A 22,435-nucleotide genomic window follows, 5' to 3' on the forward strand; every position below is an offset into this window, starting at 1 on the left:
TAATCTGGCTTAGCTGATCTTCGCGTAAACGGGCTCGCCGTACACATAAGTCGCCGCAACGGCACGATCATCGCCCAGCGTTAACAGCGCGAACAACCGCTCTTCAATGGTTGTTGCGTGTTCGCGGCGACGCGCCGTCAGTTCGGTTGCACCGTCATCCAGCACGACGAAGTCAGCCTCGCGACCGGCCGCAAAATTGCCGATTCGGTCATTGAGATACAGCGCCCGCGCGGCCCCCAGCGTGGCAAGGTACAACGCGTGATACGGCGAAAGGGACTGGCCTTGCAGTTGCAGGACCTTGTAACCCTCCGCCAGCGTGCGCAGCATATTGAGACTGGTGCCACCCCCTACATCACTGCCCATACCCACCCTGATGTTGTGCTGTCGTGCTGCCGCGAGATCGAACAAGCCACTACCCAGAAACAGATTGGACGTCGGGCAAAAAGCCATCGCGCCACCGTGTTTCGCCATCACTGCCCGGTCTTCTTCGTTCAGGTGCAGACAGTGTGCGAACACGGAGCGCTCACGCAGCAGGCCATTGGCATGATAAACGTCGAGGTAACTGCGTTTGTCGGCAAACCGCTTTTCCACTGCCGCCACTTCAGCGGCATTCTCGGCAAGATGCGTATGCACGTGGGTATCAGGAAACTCCGCGGCAAGGCGGCCGGCTGCGGCCAGTTGTTCGGCCGTAGAGGTCACAGCAAAGCGTGGCGTAATGGCGTAGCCGAGGCGGCCCTGTCCGTGCCAGCGCTCAATCAGCTCGCGACTGGCATCGACCCCACTGTCAGCATCGTCGCGCAAGTCTTCCGGACAGCCGTGGTCCATCAGTGTCTTGCCTGACAACAGGCGCATGTTGCGCTTCTCGGCTGCTGCGAATATCGCATTGACCGACTGCGGGTGCAGCGTCGCAAACACCAGCGCGGTTGTGGTGCCGTTTTTTAACAACTGCCGAGTGAAATAGTCAGCCGTGTCTTCCGCATACGCTTCATCCACAAAGCGCCGCTCGGCCGGGTACGCGTAACGCTCGAGCCACTCCAGCAACTGCTCACCGTAGGAGCCGATCATGTCGATCTGCGGAAAGTGCACATGGCAGTCGATGAAACCCGGCACGATCAGTTTGCCGCGGTAGTCGTTGATCGGTGCATCGGCGGGCATCTTGTGCAGGACATCGGCCGCCGGACCCACTTCCTGCACTTTGCCATTGGCCACCAGCAGAATGCCGTCCTCAAAATACTCCACGGCATCCGCGCCGGCAGAACCCGGGTCCTGCAAACAATGCAGAATTGATGCGCGGTAGGCCGCCAGCTTGCGTCGGCGACTCATGGTGCCTGCAGTATCACGGCGTCACTCAGGACCAGCTGTTCGCAATTGTGGCTGCTGCCGGCGCGATCAATGAGCAGAAAATCCTGATTCTCTGCCAGCGCGATCAACGGCATGTGCCAGACTCCGCGATGATAGTTAATGCCTTGCGCACCGTTGGTAACAAATGCCTGCAAGTCCGCCACGTCAACTGCTTCGCCGGCTTTCGCCACGACAACGATAAAGCGAAAACCCGCTAACGGAATGAATGCCTGGCTGCCCAGCGGATGCCGCTCGATCATGTCGAAACGATAGGGCAAGACCGTGGCCGAACGTGACCTGACAATACTCACTGCCACATGCCCATCGCCGCTTACGTCAATGTCGAGCTGCGCCAGATCATCAAAACGTTCGAAGCGAGCTTCGTTCATCGATGAGCGTTCGGTGGACGTGGCGCCCACAACATCGCCGTACGGCGCAAAGCGTTCGGACGTTAACGGTAACGGCTTCAGTATTCGGTCTGCCATGCTTCAGCTCCTGGCAATGCGTCCGTAAACCCGCAGGCGACTTACACCGCCGTCCGGAAAGATGGACATTCGTACGTGACTGACAGGGCCTATGTCTGCCAGTTCGGACTCAAAGAAATGCTGTCGATCAGCCTCGAGCTTGCTTTCAGCCAACAGGCTGGGCCAGGAATTGCTGACCTCAGGGAGATCAACCAAATTGACACTGGCATCGTCCACATTGGCCGCTTGCAACAGCACGCGATCAGGGTAGTTGCCTTTGAAGTGCGCGGTATCGACTTCAACCCGCTCGATGATGCCCGTGTGACCCAGCGCCAGCACACACCAGTCGTTGCCAGGACCGCGGCGGCGAGCGGTCTCCCAGCCATCGCCCATGTTAATGCCGCGACCCGCCACGTTGAGGTTATGCATGGAACCGAAATGCTCGTCACTGGCTGCAAGCGCCCGACCGCCGCGCTCAACCGCCAGCAGATCAAACACTTCATCGTCGGCCACTTGCGTCCAGTCGGGTCTCACCTCACCAAAAATACGCAGTCGGGCAATGCCACCGTCCGGAAAAATATTGAGGCGCAGGTGGGTGTAGGAATTGTCGTCGTCGATCGCCTGCCAGTGATGTGAGTCACCCTGCAGCGGCGTTTGTGGCAGCAGCGAAACCCACCCGGCATTGTCATTCGGCACATCGTCAGTCGCGACACAGGCGTCAATCGATGCGGCCGGCGGATAGTTGCCGGTGAAGTGACTGGTGTCGATATCCACGCCGCGAATGACGCCGGGTATGCCCAGTTTGATGATGCAGAAATCGTGGCCCGGGCCGCGCTTGCGACGCGACTCCCAGCCGTCCATCCACTTGCCGTGGTCGTCGTACTTTTCCGGGATGAAGACCGGCGGCGCGGGCTCTATCAACCGTTCCTTGGCGGCAAAAAACTCATCATTGGCATAGACCACTCGCGTGCCCAATCGCGGGTGCTCCAGTGGCAACCACTGGTGAAACGGGTTCTTGCTCAAGCCTCTGCTTCCTTTTGGCAACGCTGCGCAGCCAGACGCAGGCGCGCGATCTTGTGTATCTCACTGATTGCTCGCGCGAATTCTGCCTGCATATCGTTCTGCAGTCGCTCCTCGAACGCGGCAAGAATAGCGTGCCGGTTGCTACCGCGCACCGCCATAACGAACGGAAACCCGAACTTGTCCTTGTAGCTGTCGTTCAGTTCCTGAAAACGCGCAAACTCTTCTGCGGTGCACTGATCGATACCTGCGCTCGCCTGCTCGCCCGTTGACTCTTCCGTCAGTTCACCGCGTACCGCCGCTCGTCCGGCAAGATCCGGATGCGCCCGAATGAGTCGCAGTTTCTCAGCGTCACTCGCAACGTCGACGCAGTAGGCCAGGGTCGTGGTTATATCTGCGTCGTTGCTTGTTGCGTCGAGCAAATCCCAGGCCCGTTCAGCAACCCAGCTCGAGTGCTCGTAAATACCGCCATAGCGTGTGATGAACGCCGCTCTCCCCGCATCCTTCATGAGCGCCGACCGTTGGCAGGCGGGTGTTTGGCTCGCCAGTGTTCGGCGATATCAATACGCCGGCAAACCCAGACATCGGCATGCTCCGCAACGTAATCAAGAAAACGTACCAGCGCCGCGGTACGTCCGGGTCGACCCGCGAGTCGACAATGCAGGCCCACTGACATCATCTTCGGCTTGTCAGCACCTTCTGCGTAGAGGATGTCGAAACTGTCTTTCAGGTATTCGAAGAATTGCTGACCAGAATTAAAACCCTGGGTTGTTGCGAAGCGCATGTCGTTGGCATCCAGCGTGTAAGGCACCATTAACTGCGGCGTCCCGAACTGGTAGTCCCAGTACGGCAGGTCATCGGCATAACTATCGGCGTTGTAGAGAAAACCGCCTTCTTCCGCCACCAGTCGGTGACTGTTCGGACTGCAGCGACCAAGGTACCAGCCGGTCGGCCGCTCGCCCGTAACGCTTTGGTGAATTTTTATCGCTTGCTGCAGGTGCGCCCGCTCCGTGTCGACATCGACGTGTTGATAATCGACCCAGCGGTATCCGTGACTCGCCACTTCCCAATTCGCCGCCCACATGGCATCGACAACGTGCGGGTTGCGCGCCAGCGCCATCGCGACACCGAACACGGTCACCGGCAGATTTCGTTCTGTGAACAAGCGATGCAATCGCCAGAATCCGGCGCGCGCACCGTACTCATACATCGATTCCATGTTCAGGTGACGCATACCCTCGATCGCCGCCGCACCCACGATTTCGGACAAGAAAGACTCGGATGCTTTGTCGCCATGCAGCACGCAATTCTCGGCGCCTTCTTCGTAGTTGATAACAAACTGTAACGCGAGGCGCGCACCTTGCGGCCAGTCGGCATCCGGCGGCGAATCGGCATAGCCGCACAAATCGCGGGGGTAGTGATCAGTCATCGTGGTTTACTGCGCTCCGGTACCAGGCTTCGACCTGCAAACGTTCGTCATCGCTCATAGCGGTCAGGTTACCGATCGGCATGACCCGGGTAACTACCGTTTGCTGATAAATGCGTTCGCGTTCAGCCAGGATTTGCTCATCGGTTTCCAACAACACGCCGGCAGGTGCCGCTGGAAACGCAGGATGCGTTGGCGCCGCCGCGTGACAAACCGTGCAGCGCTCCTCGATAACCGGGCGAAGCTCGGCAAGCGTCACGCTTTTCTCAACCGCCGTACTGGCGCTTGGCGCTATTGCAACAGCAACCGCCAACAGCAATGCGACGGCAGCGACCAGCGGTAACGGCGTGGCACGACCTTTGTGTCTTGCGACGAACCAGACGCGAATCAGTGCGCCGGCCAGCGAAATCGCAATGAGGATCAGCCAGTTGTATTCGTGATTGAATGTCATCGCGAAATGGTTGCTGGTCATTACGAATAACACGGGCAACGTAAAGTAGGTGTTGTGTACAGAACGCTGCTTCGCTCGTACACCGTCAGCAGGGTCAGGAAGCCTGCCCTCTTCCGCAGCAGCAACCATGCGTCGCTGCCCGGGAATAATCACGTAGTAGACGTTCGCGACCATGATCGAGCCGAGCACGGCGCCGTAATGAATATACGCGCCGCGACCACTGAACAACTGGCACAGACCCCACGCGAGCAAGGCAACCAGTGCAAACAGCACCGCACTCAGCGCGAGCTCGTTCTTGCCCAGCGGTGAGCGACACAAGCCATCGTAGATTTTCCAGCCGAACAGCAGAACGGCCACGCCGATGCCCACCGCCGCGAGCGGTGACAGATCAGCGACCGTCGGATCGATCAGGTAGATGCTGGCGCCATACCAGTAGATCAAGGCCAGCAGGAACATGCCGGAAAACCAGGTGCTGTACGCCTCCCATTTAAACCAGTGCAATGTGGGAGGGATCGTCGCCGGGGCGACCCGGTACTTCTGCGCGTGATAGAAACCACCGCCGTGCACCGCCCAGAGTTCTCCGCCAACGCCTTTTGCGTCATCCGCCGCCGCGGCCGGCGGCGTCAAATGATTATCGAGCCAGATGAAATAGAACGACGAACCGATCCAGGCCACGCCGGTAATCAGGTGCACCCAGCGTCCCAGCAGGTTGAGCCAATCGACTATGTAAGCTTCCATCTAGTTGTTCTTGTGTCGGGGCCGCAACGTGTGAACGCCAGCCGTATTATTCGTGAGTGCCGCTTGCCGGCGTTCGCGGCGCCGCAACAAGTCCGCTGCCACCGCGATGGCGATTTCCTGCGGCTTCTTGCCACTGATGCCGATTGGGCACGTGAGCCGCTGCAGCTCCAGGTCGCTCAGGCCCGCCTGTCGCAGGCGGCTTTCAAACCGGCGCCGCTTGGATAAGGAACCAATCAGACCGCAGTATGCGAACTCACCGCGGCGGAGTATGGCCGCTGTTATCTCGAAGTCCAGCGCATGACTGTGCGTCATCACCAGGCAGTAGGAGCCCGTCGCCAAAGCGGCTACTTCGCGCGCAGGGTTGGCCGTCTCCAGGACCTGCACATTGTGCGGCACGCGTGCGGGAAACACATCGCGACGGCTGTCGATCCAGCGCACCGTAGCATCCAAACCCGATAGCAACGGAATCAGCGCACTGCCAACATGGCCGGCGCCGAACAGAGCAATCTCAAACGAGTTCGCCTGCAACGGTTCGAGCAGAACAAACGGCGCATCCCGACCCGGTTTGCCGAGGCGTAGCGCAACAGTTGTGTCAGCGATGGCCGCGACCACGGTCGCGTCAACCTTATCTCCGTCCGTCGCTCGCCCGTCGCCGGCCAGCAGCCGGTTGTGCGGCTGACCGTCGACATCGAGCTGCGTCATCAAGACGCTGTTGTCACGATCCCGCCAGTGCGCAAACAAATCGTCGATACAAGCGATGGCATCGAGACGCTGGAACAAGACGTCAACAACACCGCCACAACACTGTCCACAGTTACTGCCCAGCGGGAACCGGCGCAGACCACCGGACCGGCTGTCGTCGCCACGCAAGTAGCGGCTCGCGATCTGAGCGCACTGGAACTCGAGTTGGCCGCCACCGATACTGCCGCAGAGGTCATTGGCAGTGACCAGCATGCTGGCACCCACTTCGCGAGGTGCGGAGCCACGAATACCCGCTACCGTTACCCGCACGGCCGGCGTTTGCGTTTGCAACAGCTCGTGCGCTGCGCGCAGCCAACGGGTCACTGCGATTCCCGCACGGCACTAACAGCAGCAAGCACCGATTCTGGTGTAGCTGGCGCGCGTAATACCGGCTGACAACCGTCCGGCCCGACCGCCGCAATTGCGTCGCGCAACGCGTAGAAGACCGACAAACCAAGCATCAACGGCGGCTCACCAACGGCCTTGGAACGAAAAACCGTATCTTCGCGGTTCAGTCCCGACTCCAGTATTTCGACGCGAAAATCCTCCGGCACATCAGAGCAAACCGGAATCTTGTACGTTGAAGGAGCATGCGTCTTTAGCTCGCCCTGCGCGTTCCACCACAACTCTTCACTCGTCAGCCAGCCGACACCCTGAATGAAACCGCCTTCAATCTGGCCCATATCGATTGCCGGGTTCAGCGAACGACCGCAGTCGTGCAGGATATCGACTCGCAGCGTGCGGTATTCACCGGTCAAGGTATCAATGATGACCTCAGACACAGCTGCGCCGTAGGCAAAGTAAAAGAACGGGCGACCACTGAACGTGCTGCGGTCGTAGTTGATCTTCGGCGTGCTGTAGAAGCCGGTGGACGACAGGGAAACGCGCGCGAACCACGCCAGTTTTGCCAGCTCCGCAAAGCTGACTGTAGCGCTACCCGCCTGCACAACGTTGTTACGGAAGACCACCGCGGTTTCCGCTACCCGAAAGTGCTCCGCCGCAAAGCGGGTCAGGCGGGCCTTGATAGTCTGAGCAGCCGCCTGCGCCGCCTTGCCGTTCAGATCCGTGCCACTCGATGCCGCCGTTGCCGAGGCATTGGGCACTTTGCTGGTATCGGATGCGGTGATCTTGATGCGATCAATGTCAATCTGCAGCTCGTTCGCAACCACCTGGGCGACCTTGGTAAAAAGGCCCTGGCCCATTTCCGTGCCGCCGTGGTTCAGGTGCACGGTACCGTCTGTGTACACGTGCAACAGCGCACCAGCCTGATTCAGATGCGTTGCCGTAAAAGAAATACCGAATTTAACCGGCGTAAATGCCAGGCCGCGTTTCAGTAACGGGTTTACGGCATTGAATTCACGAACCTCGGCACGGCGCTGTGCGTAGTCTGATGTACGCACAAGCTTTTCCGTGATCTCTTCGAGGATGTTGTCGTCAACCACTTGCTGGTACGGCGTAACGTTGCGCTCGTCCACACCGTAGTAATTGGCACGTCGAACGTCGAGCGGATCTTTGCGCAGGTAGCGCGCAATATCGTCGATGGCATACTCGATACCGAACATGCCTTGCGGGCCACCGAAACCACGAAACGCGGTGTTGGAAACCGTGTGGGTTTTGCAGCGGTGGGAGAGAATTTTTACGTTTGGCAGGTAATAGGCGTTGTCGCAATGGAACATGGTGCGGTCATTGATCGCACCGGATAAATCAGCCGACATGCCGCACCGCGATGCGAACATGAAATCGATACCCTCGATACGGCCGTTGTCATCGAAACCAACATCGTAGTGAATGATGAAGTCGTGTCGCTTGCCGGTCATGACCATATCGACATCACGATCGAGGCGAAGCTTGCACGGCTTCTTGGTACGGTCCGCCATTAGTCCCGCGATACACGCTATCAGCGCCGCCTGACTTTCCTTGCCGCCAAACGCACCGCCCATACGTCGGCACTCAACCACAACGTCTTTGGAGTGACGGCCCAATGAGTGCGCGACAAGGTGCTGTACTTCACCCGGGTGTTGGGTTGAGCTGTAGACGAACATGTCACCATCTTCACGCGGCAAGGCCAGTGCAATCTGCCCCTCCAGGTAAAACTGATCCTGCCCGCCCAGCTCAATCTCACCACGCAAGCGGTGGGTCGCTTTTTCGAGTGCAGCGCTTGTGTCACCGCGCTCCAGAGTTTCCGAGGGCAGCACAAAGGATCCGCTGGCGACGGCAGTCGGAATATCGAGTACCGCTTCGAGATCCTCATATTCGATTCTAGCCAGGGCTACAGCCTTGCGAGCCTGATCGACGGTCTGCGCAGCAACTGCAAATACCGCCTGACCCACGTACTGCACCAAACCCGGCGCCAGTATCGGGTCGTCTGCGACAACCGGACCACAATTGTTGTCACCGGGGATATCGTCCGCCGTGATGACCTCGACCACGCCGGGCGCACGGCGAACGGCATCGAAGTTCATGTCAACGATGCGTGCGTGCGGCCGCGTGCTCATACCCACCGCCAGATGCAGTACACCGCGCGGCTCAGCAATGTCATCGGTGTACGTCGCCTCACCGCTGACGTGCAAATGACTGCTGTCGTGCGGGATCGCGCTGCCGGCCGCGCCGGCAACGGACTCGCCAGCTTCAGGCTTCGCGTGCGCGTCCATACTCGTAAATCCCGGTGAAGTCCGCGCCGTTCTGCGCTGCGGAAATATCCATGAAGAGTCGTTGCAGAAGATTTCCCGCAACCTGCCGGCGGTACTGGTTGCTCGCACGCATGTCGCTGATCGGCGCGAAATCTTCGAGCAATGCACGTTGTGCCTCGTGGGTCAGAGCAGCGCTTGGCAGTGCGCCCTGCAACACCTTCTCGCAACGACTTGCCCGCCGCGGTGTCGCAGCGAGACCGCCATACGCAACCCGCGCTTCCGCGATCCGGCCATCGTCATCAAAACGTAACCGGTACGCGCCACAAACAGCGGAAATGTCCTGGTCAAAGCGCTTGGAAATTTTGTACGTTCGCAATTCGTCGCTGGCCGTAGGCAACGGAACGATTATTTGCTCGACGAACTCGCCGGATTGCAGCGCGTTCTTCTGGTAGTCGAGGTAAAACTCGGCCAACGGCAAGTCCCGAGCGCCACTCGCACTGCGCAGTCGTAAACGGGCATCAGCGACGAGCAGTGCCGGCATCGAGTCGCCGATAGGAGAACCGTTCGCCACGTTGCCGCCCAGCGTACCGGCATTCCGTATCGGTGGCGAAGCAAAGCGCAACAACAGCTCACTCAGTGTTGGAAAATGGTGCAGAAGCAGTGGCATCACATCGGTCAGCGTCACGGCGGCGCCAATGTGAATGGCTCCAGCTGCTACACGCTGCCCGCACAGCTCTGCAACCCGGCCAGTGTAAATCAACGTATCGAGTTCACGGTGCTGCTTGGTGACCCACAGACCAACGTCGGTACCGCCCGCCAGCAACCGCGCATCCGGCCAGTCCTGCAGCAAGGTCGCCAGCTCGGCGCTGGAGCGTGGTGCGAAATACCGTTTCGCACCGTACTCAAGAGCGACCGTGTCGTCATGCTGAATGGATTGCAGCAGTTCGACCCGCCGCTGCTCGTCCGCGCTCGCCGGTCCCGTATTGCAAGCCGCTAACAACCAGTCATCGTCGCGTTCGGGCGCTCGCCCATACATCGCTCTGGCAGCATCCACGATAGGCCGATAACCGGTGCATCGGCACAAATTTCCCGCCAGCGCATTGTCGATGGCCACACGGTTCGGCGACTGCGCATTCTTGTACAGCGCGAACAAGGACATGACGAAACCCGGCGTACAGAAACCACACTGCGAACCGTGGCAGTCAACCATGGCTTGCTGCACCGGGTGCAAACGGCCATCACTACGGCGCAGACTTTCAACCGTTAGCAATTCCTTTCCGTCAAGGGTTGGCAAGAATTGTATGCAGGCATTGATGGCACGCGCGTGCAGACGCTGGCCTTTACCAACCTCCGCAAGCACTACGGTACAGGCACCGCAGTCACCCTCGGCACAACCCTCTTTGCTGCCCGTCCGATGCAGATCCTCGCGCAGGTACTGCAGCACAGTCCGGGTTGGATCAACATCGTGCAACTCGACGACAGCGCCATCCAGTACAAAACGAATCTTATGGGTGAGTTGATTACTCATGTCAGCATGCGACTCAACTTCCACGGTAAGTCGAGTAACTCCACGGCGATACCAGCAACGGCACATGGTAGTGCGAGTCTTCGGCCAGCGCGAAACGGATTATTACGTCCTCAAGAAAAGGCGGATCGGATTGCGGCAGCGTACTGCGCGCGAAATATTCGGCAACGGCAAACTCCAGTTCATAGCGTCCCGCCTGCCAGACCGCCTCGTCGAGCAACGGCGCATCGGTACGGCCGTCTTTATTGGTGGTCGTACGCGCTACCAGCGTTCGCTCCGTACCTAGCCGCCACAGGGTCACCTCAATGCCCTGCCCCGGTCGGCCTTCTGCCGTGTCCAGCACGTGCGTGGTCAGTTTGCCCATCAGGTGTCCGCAACCGTCATAGTCTGCACTTCGTGTCGCTTCTATTGCAGACCATACTAGGTGATCTCGGTTCAGGTCGGTAGTCAGCAGACTCAGAACTAACCGGGAAACGCACTACTGTGATAGCGTCACGCAAGCTAGCCAGTCTATTAATCGGGGGAGAATATGGACGGCAACACGGTGTCACGACGCCTTTTCTTGCAGGGCACGGGTTCACTTACAGGCTCGGCTGCTTTACGAGCAGGGATTCCAGGTCTCGCTGCTCTGGCCCAGGCGGCTTGCTCAGCACGCGACGAAGGTGCGGCCTTCGACATACTCCGTGCCGATGAAGCGCGCGAACTTGAAGCCATTAGCGCCAGCATCCTGCCGACAACCGACACACCCGGGGCAAGAGAAGCGGGCGTCGTCTGGTTCATTGACAAGGCACTTGGTGATTTCGCCGCCCCGCAACTCGAGTTCCTGCAGAGCGGCCTCGCTGACTTCCAGCGGCCGATCGCTGACAGCTACGCTGGAGCGGAGCGCTACTCTGACCTCGACGAATCGGATCAGGAAGTCTATTTAGCCAATCACGAAGACACACCTTTCTTCGGCTACGTTCGTGTTCTGACCTTGATGGGCATGTTCGGCATGACCAGTTATGGCGGCAATCGCGATCACGTCGGCTGGAAATTGCTGGGGCTCGATCCAATGCAGCACGGCCATCAGCCACCCTTCGGTTACTACGACGCGGCCTACCGGGAGGGGCAGAAAAATGGCGAATGAATCCCAAACGAAGTACCGCAACGAGCAGGCCGTCGACTTCGTTATTGTCGGCTCGGGTTCCGCAGGCGGCATACTCGCCCGCGAATTATCCAGCAAGGGTTTCGATGTCGTGGTATTGGAGCAGGGCCCGTTCCGTACCGCCGCGGATTTTACCCACGATGAAATCGGTGTCGCTTTCAACGGCGAACTGTTGGGTGGCGACGCGTCACGTGCAGGTCAGACCTTCCGCCACGACGAAAGCGACGTGGCAGAACCGCAGCCGTTTCGCCAGCCGGCAGAGTACGCGAAGACAGTCGGCGGCAGCAGCGTTCACTTCACCGGCAACTACTGGCGTTTTCGCGAAATCGATTTCAAGGAACGCAGCAAGCTGGGTGCGATCAGCGGTACCAACTTTGCCGACTGGCCCATCAGTTACGACGAACTGGAACCCTATTACACACGGGTGGACTGGGAGATCGGCGTTTCAGGCACGCCCGGCCCTTTCGATGCACCGCGCTCCAGGCCGTACCCAACGCCACCGATGCCCATCAAGTCTTCCGGCGCTTTGCTCGAACGCGGCGCATTGAAGCTCGGTCTGCACCCGCAGCCCGCGCCCGTGGCGATATTGTCGAAACCACACAACGGGCGCGCACCGTGTATCCATTGCGGTTTCTGCATGGGCTTCGGCTGCGAGGTCGGCGCCAAATCATCCACGCTGGCCACTGTCATTCCGCAGGCACTGGCCACGGGAAAATGCGAGATACGGCCGCTCAGCACGGTTTACCGGCTTGAAACGAACGAGGCTGGCAAGGTCGAGGAAGTGCTTTACTTCGACGCTGACGGCAAGCAACGGGCGCAAAAAGCGAAGGCGGTTATCCTGTCGGCAAACGGCGCCGAGACGCCACGGCTGCTGCTCGATTCGGCCAGCGCACAACACCCCGACGGCCTTGCCAACTCCAGCGGCTTCGTCGGTCGCAACCTGATGTTCAATGGTCACTCGCTGGTCAATGGCGTGTTTGCAGAGCAGCTGAACGACTACAAGAGCATTCAGGTCACGCGCATCGTTCACGACTACTACGAGTCGGACCCGCAACGCGGCTTTTACGGCGGGGGTGGTATTGATGCACGACCGCTGTTTTCCGCGACACCGATCATGTTCGCCATGGCCGGGGCGCCGCCGAACGTGCGCTCGTGGGGCCGCGAATACAAGGAAGCGCTGGCGCACAACTACACGCGGCAAATGACGATACTGGGGAATACGACGTCGCTCGCACTGGATCGCAACAACATCAGTCTGGACCCGACCTACAAAGATCAGTGGGGTCGCGCGGCCTTGCGCCTGACGTACAGAGACCACGACGATGATTTGGCAATCTCCGAATTCTTTCGGAAAAAGTCACTGGAACTGATGGATGCAGCAGGCGCGGAGCAATCGTGGTCGTTCCCCGTTGAAGCACAATCCAGCGGCGCCCACTTGCTCGGCACCTGCCGGATGGGTGACGACGCTGACACGTCAGTGGTCGACAAACACCATCGCAGCCACGACGTTAAGAACCTGTTTATCTGCGACGGCTCGAGCTTTGTAACCTCTGGTCGCGGTCAGCCAACCATGACCATCATGGCATTGGCCTTTCGCGCCGCTGAGCACATCGCCGCCGCGGCAAGAGCCAACGCCATATAGCATCGGGCGTGTTGCCTGCGGAGACAGGCGATGCGACGGCCAAACGGCGGCCAGGCCGCGAACAGCCGTTTGGCCAATGTACGCTCAAACAGGTTGCGCGCCATTCGGCCTACGGCACGGCTCCTGGTGTAATAACCAAATGATTGCAGGCTTGGCTTGGATTGCACGAGTCCGACGCAATAACATTCTGTGCAGCAAAGCCAACTTCCGCCCGGCACCGGCCGCTGTAGTTGTTGATCTGCGACCTCGCATTTTCAGCTGAATAATCCACCGACGGTGGTACGCTATGCCCCTTTTTTGCCCGGAACCTGCACCACATGACTGTCAAACTCCTCGGAATTTCCAACGCCATCGTCGATATCCTTGCCAATGTAGAAGCCGACTTTCTAAGCAAAGTCGACGCACCGCCTGGCTCGATGATGCTGATCGATGAAGCCCGTGCCCACGAGATTTACGAAATGATGGGTCCGGCAACGGAGATGTCCGGTGGTTCTGTCGCCAACACGGTCGCTGGTTTCGCCAGCCTCGGTGGGCGCGCCGCCTACATCGGGAAGGTCAAAAACGATCAGCTCGGCGATATTTTCAGGCACGACATGCAGTCCATTGGCGTTGACGTAAGACTGCCACCAGCAACTGACGGTGCAGCGACCGCTCGCAGCCACGTACTGATCACGCCGGACGGTCAGCGCACAATGCAGACCTACCTGGGTGCCTGTACGGAACTGGCCGTAGCCGACATCACTGCGGAGACGATCGGCGAACCCGCCATCACCCTGCTGGAAGGCTATGTCTGGGATATCGCTGAAGGTCCCGCGCTGGCCGCCGCAGCTGTCGAACTGGTGCGCAAGGCGGGCGGTAAAGTCGCGCTTTCTCTGTCCGACTCCCTGTGCGTCGAACGCCATCAGAAAGAATTTGCCAAATTCGTCCGCGACAATGCTGATCTGGTATTTGCTGATGAAGACGAAATGATGGCATTGCTGCAGGTTAAGACCTTCGATGAGGTTCCCCCGCTGGCCGCACAACTGCCACCGTTGTTCGTCATTACCCGGTCTGCCAAAGGCTCCGTACTTGTCAAAGGCGAAAAGCAGATCCGGCAGGATGCTATACCGGTAGACAAGGTTGTCGATTCTACCGGCGCAGGCGATTCCTTCACCGCTGGCTTTTTGTACGCCTACACCAATGGCATGTCGTTGGACAAATGCGCCCGGGCCGGCACGTTCTGTGCGACCCAGGTCATCCAGCAAATCGGTGCCCGCATAGACAAGGACGCACTAAACGCACTCGACTAGATGGAGGATTCACCGTGCGCAACAAGCTAACCGTACTATTCATTGCGCTGGCTCTGCTGACATCCGCGCACGCTCACGATGACGATGCCGTTGCACATTACCTTGCGAACGAAGGGCTCATGGTTGCGCACGGTGACACCAAGATATTGTTTGACCCCTTGTTCCGCGAGGACTACGGCCATTACCGTCTGGTCCCCGATGACATGCGCGCTGCCCTGATTGACGGCAGCGCGCCCTGGGACGGCATCGATGCGGTGTTCATCAGCCACTACCATGACGATCACTTCGCACCTGATGAGATGGTCACGTTGATGCGTAAACAGCCGCAGATATTGCTGTTCGCGCCGCGCCAGGCGGTGGCGGCGATGCGCGAGTTCGACCCCAACGAGTCTCTGAATTCGCGCATCACAACCGTCAATCTTGCGTACCGCGATGCGCCCGTCAGGTACACAAGACCGGGCCTCACGATCGAGGCAGTGCGTATCCCGCATTCAGGATGGCCGGACCGGCGAACGGACGTTGAAAACATCGCCTGGCGAGTAACCTTGGATGACGGCCCTACCGTGCTACACCTTGGTGACGCCGATACCCGTGACGCCCACTTCGCGAATGATGCTGAGTACTGGCGTGAGCGATACCCGGACATGGCGTTTCCGCCCTACTGGTTCTTTCTTTCAAACAGTGGCAAAGACGTTCTGACCACGAGAATTCGGGCCGGCCATGCGGTAGGCGTGCACGTGCCGGTCAGCGTGCCGGCACAAGCTGATAAACGGGACCCTGCATTACAGGATGCCGATTTATTTACGACTCCCGGTGAAACGCGGGTGATCAAGCACGCGCACTAGCCAGGCTGATGGCTAGCTGCCGATCGGGTGCCAGGTCGTCTTGGTTTCCTGCACGTCGGCAACGAGATACGGACTAGCCGCAGCCGCCTTGCTCCAGTTGATGCCGTCCCGCGCGATAACCCGTTTGATGTTGTCAGCGGCCTTTACCTGAATCTCGGCCGCCGTGTCGTCATCCGCATCGCAGTAGATTACGGCGTTCACGTCCATGTGCGAGGCGAACTGCCCGGCAAGTTCACTTCGGTAACCGGTCAGCAGGTTTACAACACCACCGGGTACGTCGGACGCGTGCAGCACCTCGGCAAAACTAACGGCATTCAACGGCAACGTTTCCGACGCCAGCACGACGCAGCTATTGCCGCCCACGATCGTCGGGGCAATGTTCGAAACAAGACCCAGCAGTCCACTGTTCTCGGGCGCCAGTATCGACACCACGCCAGTCGGTTCCAGAACGGAAAAATTGAAGTGCGCTGAAGCAACCGGATTGACCGCGGAAAAAATCTGCTGGTATTTGTCGGCCCAGCCTGCGTAGTAAATAAGCCGGTCAACAGACGCATCGACCTCATCAGTCGCCGCTTTTTTGCTGACACCCTGTGCCGTCATCTCGGCGATGAACTGCTCCCGACGACCTTCCAGCATTTCGGCAATGCGATACAGAATCTGGCCACGCAGGTAGGCACTCGCCGACGCCCAGCCGGGCTGCGCGGCGCGCGCGGCCACTACGGCGTTGCGAAAGTCCTTACGACTGGAACGGCAGATATTGGCAATAACCTCGCCCTGGCATTCTGCAGATCGTAGAAACGCCCCGACTCGGTACGCGGAAACTTGCCACCGATGTAGATCTTGTAGGTCTTGGCGACCGGGATGCGTGCTGCTTGTGTTGCCATCTCAGGACTCCAGATTCAGGTAAGCGCCAAGACCGTGCAAACCGCCTTCGCGACCTACACCCGATTCCTTGTAGCCACCGAAGGGGGACGTCGGATCAAACTTGTTAAACGTGTTCGCCCAGATCACACCAGCACGTACGCTCTGCGTCATCTTGAAAATCTTGGAACCTTTGTCGGTCCAGATACCGCCGGATAGACCGTACTGCGTATTGTTGGCTTTGCTCAGGCCTTCCTCCAGCGTGCGGAATGTCTGTATTGCCAGCACCGGCCCGAAAATTTCTTCCTGAACCACCCGATTGGATTGTGACACGCCGGTAAATATCGTTGGTCGGCACCAGTAACCTTTGGCCGGCACCGCGCAGGAGCTTTGGTGCATTTCTGCGCCTTCGGCAACACCCAGTTTCAGGTAGGACTCGATTCGGCCAAGCTGTTGCTTCGAGTTGATCGCGCCGATGTCGGTGTTTTTGTCCAGCGGATCACCGACGATGAGCGTTTCCATGCGGTCACGCAGTCGTTCCACAACATCGTCGGCCACGGATTCCTGCACCAGCAGGCGCGAACCCGCACAGCACACGTGGCCCTGATTGAAGAAGATGCCATTGACGATACCTTCCACCGCCTGATCGAGCGCCGCATCAGCGAAAATGATATTGGCAGCTTTGCCGCCGAGTTCCAGCGTGTATTTCTTGCCGCTGCCAGCGATCGACTTCATGATCGCCCGACCCACGCCGGTTGAACCGGTGAAGGCTACTTTGTCGACATCATCGTGATTGACGATGGCAGCGCCGGTATCTCCGGCGCCAGTGACAATATTCACAACGCCGTCCGGCAGACCGGCCTCGCGAATCACTTCAGCCAGTTTCAATGCGGTCAACGGCGTGGTTTCCGCCGGCTTGAGCACGACGGTATTGCCGCAGGCCAGTGCCGGTGCAATCTTCCAGGCGGCCATGAGCAACGGGAAATTCCAGGGTATGACCTGGCCCGCCACACCCAACGGTCTTGCCGTGCGACCGGGATACGCGTACTCGAGTTTGTCCGCCCAGCCCGCGTAATAGAAAAAGTGCGCCGCCGCCAACGGAATATCGATGTCACGTGATTCCCGGATAGGTTTGCCGCCGTCCAGCGATTCAATAACTGAAAACTCGCGTGCACGCTCCTGCAGTATGCGGGCGATCCGGTAGATGTACTTGCCGCGCTCGGCCGCCTTCATCTTCGACCACGGACCATTAAACGCTTTCCGTGCGGCTGCCACGGCCTTGTTCACGTCGACAGCGGTTGCCAGCGCCACGCGACTGAGTTTTTTCTCGGTTGCCGGGTTAACGGTATTGAAGTAGCCGCCTTTCGCCGGCGCGACAAACTTACCGCCGATGAACAGCTCGTATTGCTTGTCGATCTTCACGTGATCCGTGCTTTCCGGGGCCGGCGCGTACTCCCAGCCACCGTCGAATGCGAGTTTGTTTGCTTGTGTGTCCACTCTTTGGCCCACTCAGTCTTTAGAGAAGTAATCGGCCGACTGGTAAACGCCGGTCGCCTGTTTCTGCAGCTGCATCAATACGTCGTTCGCCAGTGAACTGGCACCGAAACGAAACCACTCCGGCGTCATCCAGGCATTGCCCAGCGTTTCACGCAGCATGACCAGATAATGGATGGCAAGTTTTGAATTCGAAATTCCACCCGCTGGTTTCATGCCCACCATGCGGCCGGTCTCACGATGAAAGTCGCGAATCGCCTGCAACATGACGAACGTGACCGGCAACGTCGCAGCGGGCTGAATTTTACCGGTTGAAGTCTTTATGAAATCGGCGCCCGCATGCATGGCCAGCACACTCGCACGACGCACGTTATCCAGCGTACTCAACTCGCCGGTCTCGAGGATAACTTTAAGGTGCGCTTCGCCGCAGGCTTCTTTTACGGCTGCGATCTCATCAAATACAAACCGGTAGTCGCCTTGCAGGAATGCACCGCGCGAAATCACCATGTCGATTTCGTCGGCGCCCTCGGCTACGGCAATCTTGGTTTCATCAATCTTAATGTGCCGCGGTGCCATGCCACTGGGGAACGCCGTCGCAACCGATGCCACGTTAATGCCGCTGTCACCCAGTGCTTTTTTGGCGATGCCTACCATCGTCGGGTAAACACAAATAGCCGCCACGTAGGGCAAACCCGGCAACTGGTCGTGCAAATGCATGGCCTTCTGGCACAACTGACGGACTTTGCCCGGCGTATCCTGACCCTCGAGCGTGGTCAGATCGATCATGCTGAGGATCATTTTCAACGCCGCGTTCTTGGACTCCGTCTTGATCGAGCGGGTCTGGAAGCGAGCGACGCGTTCGTTGACTCCAACTTCATCCACTCGCGTCACCTGACTCAGGTCAGGCAACGGTACCAGCGCCGGCATAGTGGCAACACTCACCGAGGATCTCCACTCATGCGCACCGTTTCCAGGGCCACCGTGATCATCTCGTCAAAGGTGTTCTGGCGCTCGTCAGAGGACAACGCTTCTCCGCTGACGATGTCATCACTCACCGTGCAGATCGCCAGTGCCTCGACGCCATGTTCGGCAGCAATTGGGTAAATTCCGGCCGCTTCCATCTCCACACCGAGCACGTTGTACTTCGCCATCGTTTCGAACATTTCAGGCTGCGGCGTGTAGAAGAGATCGGCCGAAAAAATATTGCCTACGTGATAACGCACTTTATTATCTTCGGCGGCACGAACGGCATTGGCGACCAGCGAAAACGTTGCCAGGGGTGCGAAATCAAAGCCACCGAAGCGCATCCGGTTTACATTCGAATCAGTAGACGCACCCATCGCGATCAGCACATCGCGCAGCTTGACGTCTGGGTGGGTCGTGCCGCAGCTGCCGACGCGGATCAGGCGCTTCACGCCATACTCGGTAACGAGCTCAGTGCAATATATAGAGGCCGACGGTATACCCATGCCATGCGCCATGACCGATACCGGCGTGCCGCGATAACTGCCGGTGTAGCCCCACATGTTGCGCACATCCGTGACGCGGCGTGGTTCGTCCAGCCATTTTTCGGCGATGTACTGCGCGCGTAGTGGGTCGCCCGGCATCAATACCGATGGCGCAAAGTCACCAGGAGCCGCATTCATGTGTTTAGTTGCCATTGCTACTCGCCTGCTTGCCGCGCCGCAAAGCGCGTTCTGTCAAAGATTGGCCGGTGCCAGCCGGATTCGGCGGCGCCGGAGGCAAATCATAGCACCGCCGTGCCCACGACCGACCGCGGCCCGCCACGCGACCGGCAACCTTACGCCGCCGCTGCAGGCATGGGAAGCCCGCGGCGATTCGCATTACCATAGGGCTGATCAGCCGCTCAACGAGAGGATTCAATGACAAACCCACTGCTCCCCGCCAACGCCAGCAGCGAATTCCTCACCCGCGAGCGCTGTTACATCACCGAGCTGCTTAACGTTGCTGACGAACCCCGTCTGTCACTCGCACGCTGCCGCGTTGAGCCCGGCGTAACCACTGAACGGCACAGTCTGGCCGTTGACGAGTGGTATTTCATCGAGCAGGGAACCGGCCGGATGGAAATTGGCGACAGCGCCCCGTTTGCTGTCGGGCCCGGCGACACCGTCGCTATCGACCGGGGTGTCGCACAGAGAATCCACAACAATGGCCGTGCCGACCTCGTATTTCAGTGCATTTGCCTGCCGCGCTTCGAGCCCAAGCACTACCGGCCGCTGGAGGCCGAGAAACCCAGTCGTGGGTAAATAACCACAAGCGAACTGCCGGGCCCGTCAGCCGCAAATGCGCAAAAATATGGCCAAATTACGGATCAGGAAGGCTATACTTCCGCGATCTTTTCAGGGAGATAAACAATGCGTGGTATGAACCCAACAATTGCTCGCCGATCGCTCGCGGGCAGCGCTGCAGCACTTGTTCTGCTGGCCGGAACGGCGGGCCTGAGCCCCGTCGTCGCGCAGGAACGCGCAGACCGGAGCATTCTCGAAGAAATCACGGTAACCGCACAGCGACGTGAAGAGAATTTGCAGGATGTGCCGTTTTCGGTGTCCGCGTTACGCGGCGACCGGTTCCAGACACTGGTTGAGGCCGGCGAAGACATCCGCGCCCTCGCCAACCGCGTCCCCAGCCTGTACGCCGAGTCATCGAACGGCCGTCTCGCGCCCCGCTTCTACATGCGCGGCCTTGGCAATACCGATTTCGATCTCGCAGCATCACAATCGGTTTCGATCATCATGGACGAGGTGGTGCAGGAGAATGTAATCCTGAAGAGCTTCCCGCTGTTTGATATCGAGCGGGTCGAAGTTCTGCGTGGGCCGCAAGGCACACTGTTCGGCCGCAATACCCCGGCGGGTATCGTCAAGTTCGATACCCGCAAGCCAACGAGCGAACTGAATGGCTACGTCAACGCGACGATCGGCAGTCTGGGCACTGCCAACATCGAAGGCGCGGTGGGCGGCAGTCTGACCGAGTCGAACAAGCTCATGGGCCGGTTTTCAGTTATCAATCAGAATCGCGACGACTGGATCAGCAACGGCTTTACCGGCGAAAGCGATGTCATGGGCGGCTACGACGAAACGGCGTGGCGCGCACAACTGCTGTACGAACCCAGCGACAATCTGAGTGCGCTGTTGAACGTGCATGGCCGCAGGTTGAGCAACGCCACAGCGTCAATTTTTCAGGCCAATATCATTGGCCCCGGTGACAACAGTCTGAACGAGAACTTCGTGCGCGACGTGGTGTACTTCGACGAGGGTGACAATAACCCACAGGACGCCGACGCCCTTGGCTTTGGCCTGAAAGTCGACTGGGACTTTGGCAATGACATGGTCCTGACCTCGATCACCTCGCACGAAGAAGTGGAGAACAGCAGTTACGGCGACATCGATGGCGGCAACATGGTCAGCGGCCCCGGCTTCATTCCGTTCCCCTCGCAAACCCGTGACGGACTGGATGATCTGGAACAAATCACCCAGGAATTCCGTCTGGCATCCAACGCCCGCGACAACGTTTTCTGGCAGACCGGGTTCTTCTACTTCAAATCGGATTTCACGGTAAACACCGAACCGTTCTTCGTTCCGGCAACGGAAGTAAGACACAAGAACGAGGCATGGGCCGTGTTCGGTCAGGTTGCGTGGGATCTGTCGGACAGCACAACGCTGACCGCCGGCATTCGTTACACCGACGACGAGAAAGAAATGACCACCGGCTCAACACCCAACCCGCAGCCACTGGTCAAAGTCGGCGATGAGCAGGTGAGCTGGGACATCAGCCTGATGCACGCGATGAACGACAGCGTCAGCGTCTATGCCCGCGTTGCCAACGGCTTCCGCGCACCGTCAATTCAGGGACGCAACATTGCGTTCTTCGATGCGAACCCGTACTCGGTTGCCGATTCCGAAACGATTATCTCGACCGAAGTCGGCTTCAAGTCAGAAGTTAACGACCGTGTCCGTATCAACGGCGCCGTGTACTACTACACGATTGACGATCAACAACTGTCAGCTATCGGTGGCAACACAAATTCCAACGTACTCGTCAATGCAGACAAAGGCGTTGGCATCGGTACGGACATCGACGCCGAGTTTGTCCTGAGTGACAGCTTCGTCATGACCATTGGTGCAAGTTACAACGACACCAAAATCGACGATGCCAACCTCGTCACCGCCGTCTGTGCTCAGTGCACTGTACTGGACCCGCTGGACGGCAACGGCTTTGCCATTCTTGACGGCAATCGTTTTCCGCAGGCACCGGAGTACCAGTTCAACATTACGGCCCGCTACAGCACGCCGGTCGGCGATGATGACGAACTCTACTGGTACGCCGATTACGCCCATCAGGGCGACGCAAACTTTTTCCTCTACGAGTCCGCCGAATTCCGTTCCGGCGACATCTTCGAGGCAGGGTTACGTGCCGGCTATATCGCGAACAATGGCCAATGGGAAGTTGCCGCGTTCGCCCGCAACATCACGGACGAAGAAAACCTGAAGGGCGGCATCGACTTCAACAACAACGCTGGCTACGTCAACGAGCCTCGTATCTTCGGCCTGAACTTCCGAATGAACTTCGGGGAGTAATTTTTCTCGCAGTTATTGAAGCCCGGCAATCGCCGGGCTTTTTTTTGCTCTTTTGCTGCCATGCCAGCAGCAACCGTTGCGCTCTGATCAGCAACGTCTGCATTCATGGCGAGTCACGATCCTCATCATGAGCGGACGCTATTCCACCGTGCTTCGAGTGATCGGCACTCGTCGGCGCCAGTATTGCAGCGACATGCGCTGCGCAGTCGCGGCTGCCTGCGCGCTGTCA

19 protein-coding genes and 1 pseudogene are annotated in these 22,435 nt (G+C 58.7%); 6 read left to right on the forward strand and 14 right to left on the reverse strand.

Annotated features, from left to right (window positions below; genetic code table 11):
• Positions 1 to 9: 9 nt before the first annotated feature.
• The 10 genes from guaD to uraH are packed head-to-tail and all read right to left on the reverse strand — an operon-like array spanning position 10 to position 10,700.
• A complete protein-coding gene (guaD, locus tag AC0L8N_RS06135) occupies positions 10 to 1,323 on the reverse strand; it encodes a guanine deaminase (protein ID WP_473666688.1) in 1,314 nt (437 codons plus the stop codon).
• Positions 1,320 to 1,826, reverse strand: coding sequence for an ureidoglycolate lyase (locus tag AC0L8N_RS06140; protein ID WP_473666689.1), 507 nt, complete (start codon positions 1,824 to 1,826; stop codon positions 1,320 to 1,322). The genes guaD and AC0L8N_RS06140 overlap by 4 nt, the downstream gene beginning before the upstream one ends.
• 3 nt (positions 1,827 to 1,829) lie before the next feature.
• Positions 1,830 to 2,828 (reverse strand): allantoicase, encoded by a 999-nt coding sequence (gene alc, locus AC0L8N_RS06145; protein ID WP_473666690.1) that lies wholly within the window; start codon positions 2,826 to 2,828, stop codon positions 1,830 to 1,832.
• Positions 2,825 to 3,334 carry a 2-oxo-4-hydroxy-4-carboxy-5-ureidoimidazoline decarboxylase gene (gene uraD / locus AC0L8N_RS06150; RefSeq protein ID WP_473666691.1) on the reverse strand — a complete coding sequence of 170 codons (510 nt, stop codon included), beginning with the start codon at positions 3,332 to 3,334 and terminating at the stop codon, positions 2,825 to 2,827. Before uraD ends, alc begins: the two co-directional genes overlap by 4 nt.
• Positions 3,331 to 4,254, reverse strand: coding sequence for an allantoinase PuuE (gene puuE, locus AC0L8N_RS06155; protein ID WP_473666692.1), 924 nt, complete (start codon positions 4,252 to 4,254; stop codon positions 3,331 to 3,333). Before puuE ends, uraD begins: the two co-directional genes overlap by 4 nt.
• Positions 4,247 to 5,440, reverse strand: coding sequence for a urate hydroxylase PuuD (locus tag AC0L8N_RS06160; protein WP_473666693.1), 1,194 nt, complete (start codon positions 5,438 to 5,440; stop codon positions 4,247 to 4,249). Before AC0L8N_RS06160 ends, puuE begins: the two co-directional genes overlap by 8 nt.
• Positions 5,441 to 6,505 (reverse strand): xanthine dehydrogenase accessory protein XdhC, encoded by a 1,065-nt coding sequence (xdhC, locus tag AC0L8N_RS06165; protein ID WP_473666694.1) that lies wholly within the window; start codon positions 6,503 to 6,505, stop codon positions 5,441 to 5,443. It lies immediately after the preceding gene.
• Positions 6,502 to 8,832 carry a xanthine dehydrogenase molybdopterin binding subunit gene (gene xdhB, locus AC0L8N_RS06170; RefSeq protein ID WP_473666695.1) on the reverse strand — a complete coding sequence of 777 codons (2,331 nt, stop codon included), beginning with the start codon at positions 8,830 to 8,832 and terminating at the stop codon, positions 6,502 to 6,504. Before xdhB ends, xdhC begins: the two co-directional genes overlap by 4 nt.
• Positions 8,810 to 10,339: a xanthine dehydrogenase small subunit gene (gene xdhA, locus AC0L8N_RS06175; protein ID WP_473666696.1), complete on the reverse strand. Its 1,530-nt coding sequence runs from the start codon at positions 10,337 to 10,339 to the stop codon at positions 8,810 to 8,812. The genes xdhB and xdhA overlap by 23 nt, the downstream gene beginning before the upstream one ends.
• Positions 10,340 to 10,352: 13 nt before the next feature.
• Complete coding sequence (gene uraH, locus AC0L8N_RS06180; protein WP_473666697.1) at positions 10,353 to 10,700, reverse strand: hydroxyisourate hydrolase; 348 nt, start codon at positions 10,698 to 10,700, stop codon at positions 10,353 to 10,355.
• A 165-nt stretch (positions 10,701 to 10,865) separates the two neighbouring features.
• Here uraH and AC0L8N_RS06185 point away from each other — a divergent pair, with 165 nt between their 5' ends.
• The 4 genes from AC0L8N_RS06185 (at position 10,866) to AC0L8N_RS06200 (ending at position 15,256) form a co-directional block, all read left to right on the forward strand.
• On the forward strand, positions 10,866 to 11,462 hold the full coding sequence (locus tag AC0L8N_RS06185) for a gluconate 2-dehydrogenase subunit 3 family protein (RefSeq protein WP_473666698.1): 597 nt from the start codon (positions 10,866 to 10,868) through the stop codon (positions 11,460 to 11,462).
• Positions 11,452 to 13,122, forward strand: coding sequence for a GMC family oxidoreductase (locus AC0L8N_RS06190; RefSeq protein WP_473666699.1), 1,671 nt, complete (start codon positions 11,452 to 11,454; stop codon positions 13,120 to 13,122). The genes AC0L8N_RS06185 and AC0L8N_RS06190 overlap by 11 nt, the downstream gene beginning before the upstream one ends.
• A 317-nt stretch (positions 13,123 to 13,439) precedes the next feature.
• Entirely contained in the window at positions 13,440 to 14,411 is a 972-nt protein-coding gene (locus AC0L8N_RS06195; RefSeq protein WP_473666700.1) for an adenosine kinase, read from the forward strand.
• Between the two features lie 14 nt (positions 14,412 to 14,425).
• A complete protein-coding gene (locus tag AC0L8N_RS06200) occupies positions 14,426 to 15,256 on the forward strand; it encodes an MBL fold metallo-hydrolase (RefSeq protein WP_473666701.1) in 831 nt (276 codons plus the stop codon).
• 12 nt (positions 15,257 to 15,268) lie between these two features.
• On the opposite strand, the pseudogene AC0L8N_RS06205 reads toward AC0L8N_RS06200, so the two are convergent.
• From AC0L8N_RS06205 to deoD, 4 genes and pseudogenes are all read right to left on the reverse strand, one after another.
• Positions 15,269 to 16,140: pseudogene (locus AC0L8N_RS06205) on the reverse strand (aldehyde dehydrogenase family protein).
• A 1-nt stretch (position 16,141) separates the two neighbouring features.
• A complete protein-coding gene (locus AC0L8N_RS06210) occupies positions 16,142 to 17,614 on the reverse strand; it encodes an aldehyde dehydrogenase family protein (RefSeq protein ID WP_473666702.1) in 1,473 nt (490 codons plus the stop codon).
• Between the two features lie 12 nt (positions 17,615 to 17,626).
• On the reverse strand, positions 17,627 to 18,538 hold the full coding sequence (gene deoC, locus AC0L8N_RS06215; protein WP_473670061.1) for a deoxyribose-phosphate aldolase: 912 nt from the start codon (positions 18,536 to 18,538) through the stop codon (positions 17,627 to 17,629).
• An 11-nt stretch (positions 18,539 to 18,549) separates the two neighbouring features.
• The gene (gene deoD, locus AC0L8N_RS06220) at positions 18,550 to 19,272 is read right to left on the reverse strand and encodes a purine-nucleoside phosphorylase (protein ID WP_473666703.1); all 723 of its coding nucleotides are present in this window, start codon (positions 19,270 to 19,272) and stop codon (positions 18,550 to 18,552) included.
• 222 nt (positions 19,273 to 19,494) lie between these two features.
• On the opposite strand from deoD, the gene AC0L8N_RS06225 reads away from it, so the two are divergent.
• Together AC0L8N_RS06225 and AC0L8N_RS06230 are read left to right on the forward strand one after the other, a co-directional pair.
• Positions 19,495 to 19,878, forward strand: coding sequence for a cupin domain-containing protein (locus AC0L8N_RS06225; protein WP_473666704.1), 384 nt, complete (start codon positions 19,495 to 19,497; stop codon positions 19,876 to 19,878).
• A 108-nt stretch (positions 19,879 to 19,986) separates the two neighbouring features.
• Positions 19,987 to 22,206: a TonB-dependent receptor gene (locus AC0L8N_RS06230; RefSeq protein ID WP_473666705.1), complete on the forward strand. Its 2,220-nt coding sequence runs from the start codon at positions 19,987 to 19,989 to the stop codon at positions 22,204 to 22,206.
• Positions 22,207 to 22,435: the final 229 nt, after the last annotated feature.

This window comes from Woeseia sp. D3-10, from assembly GCF_055809415.1.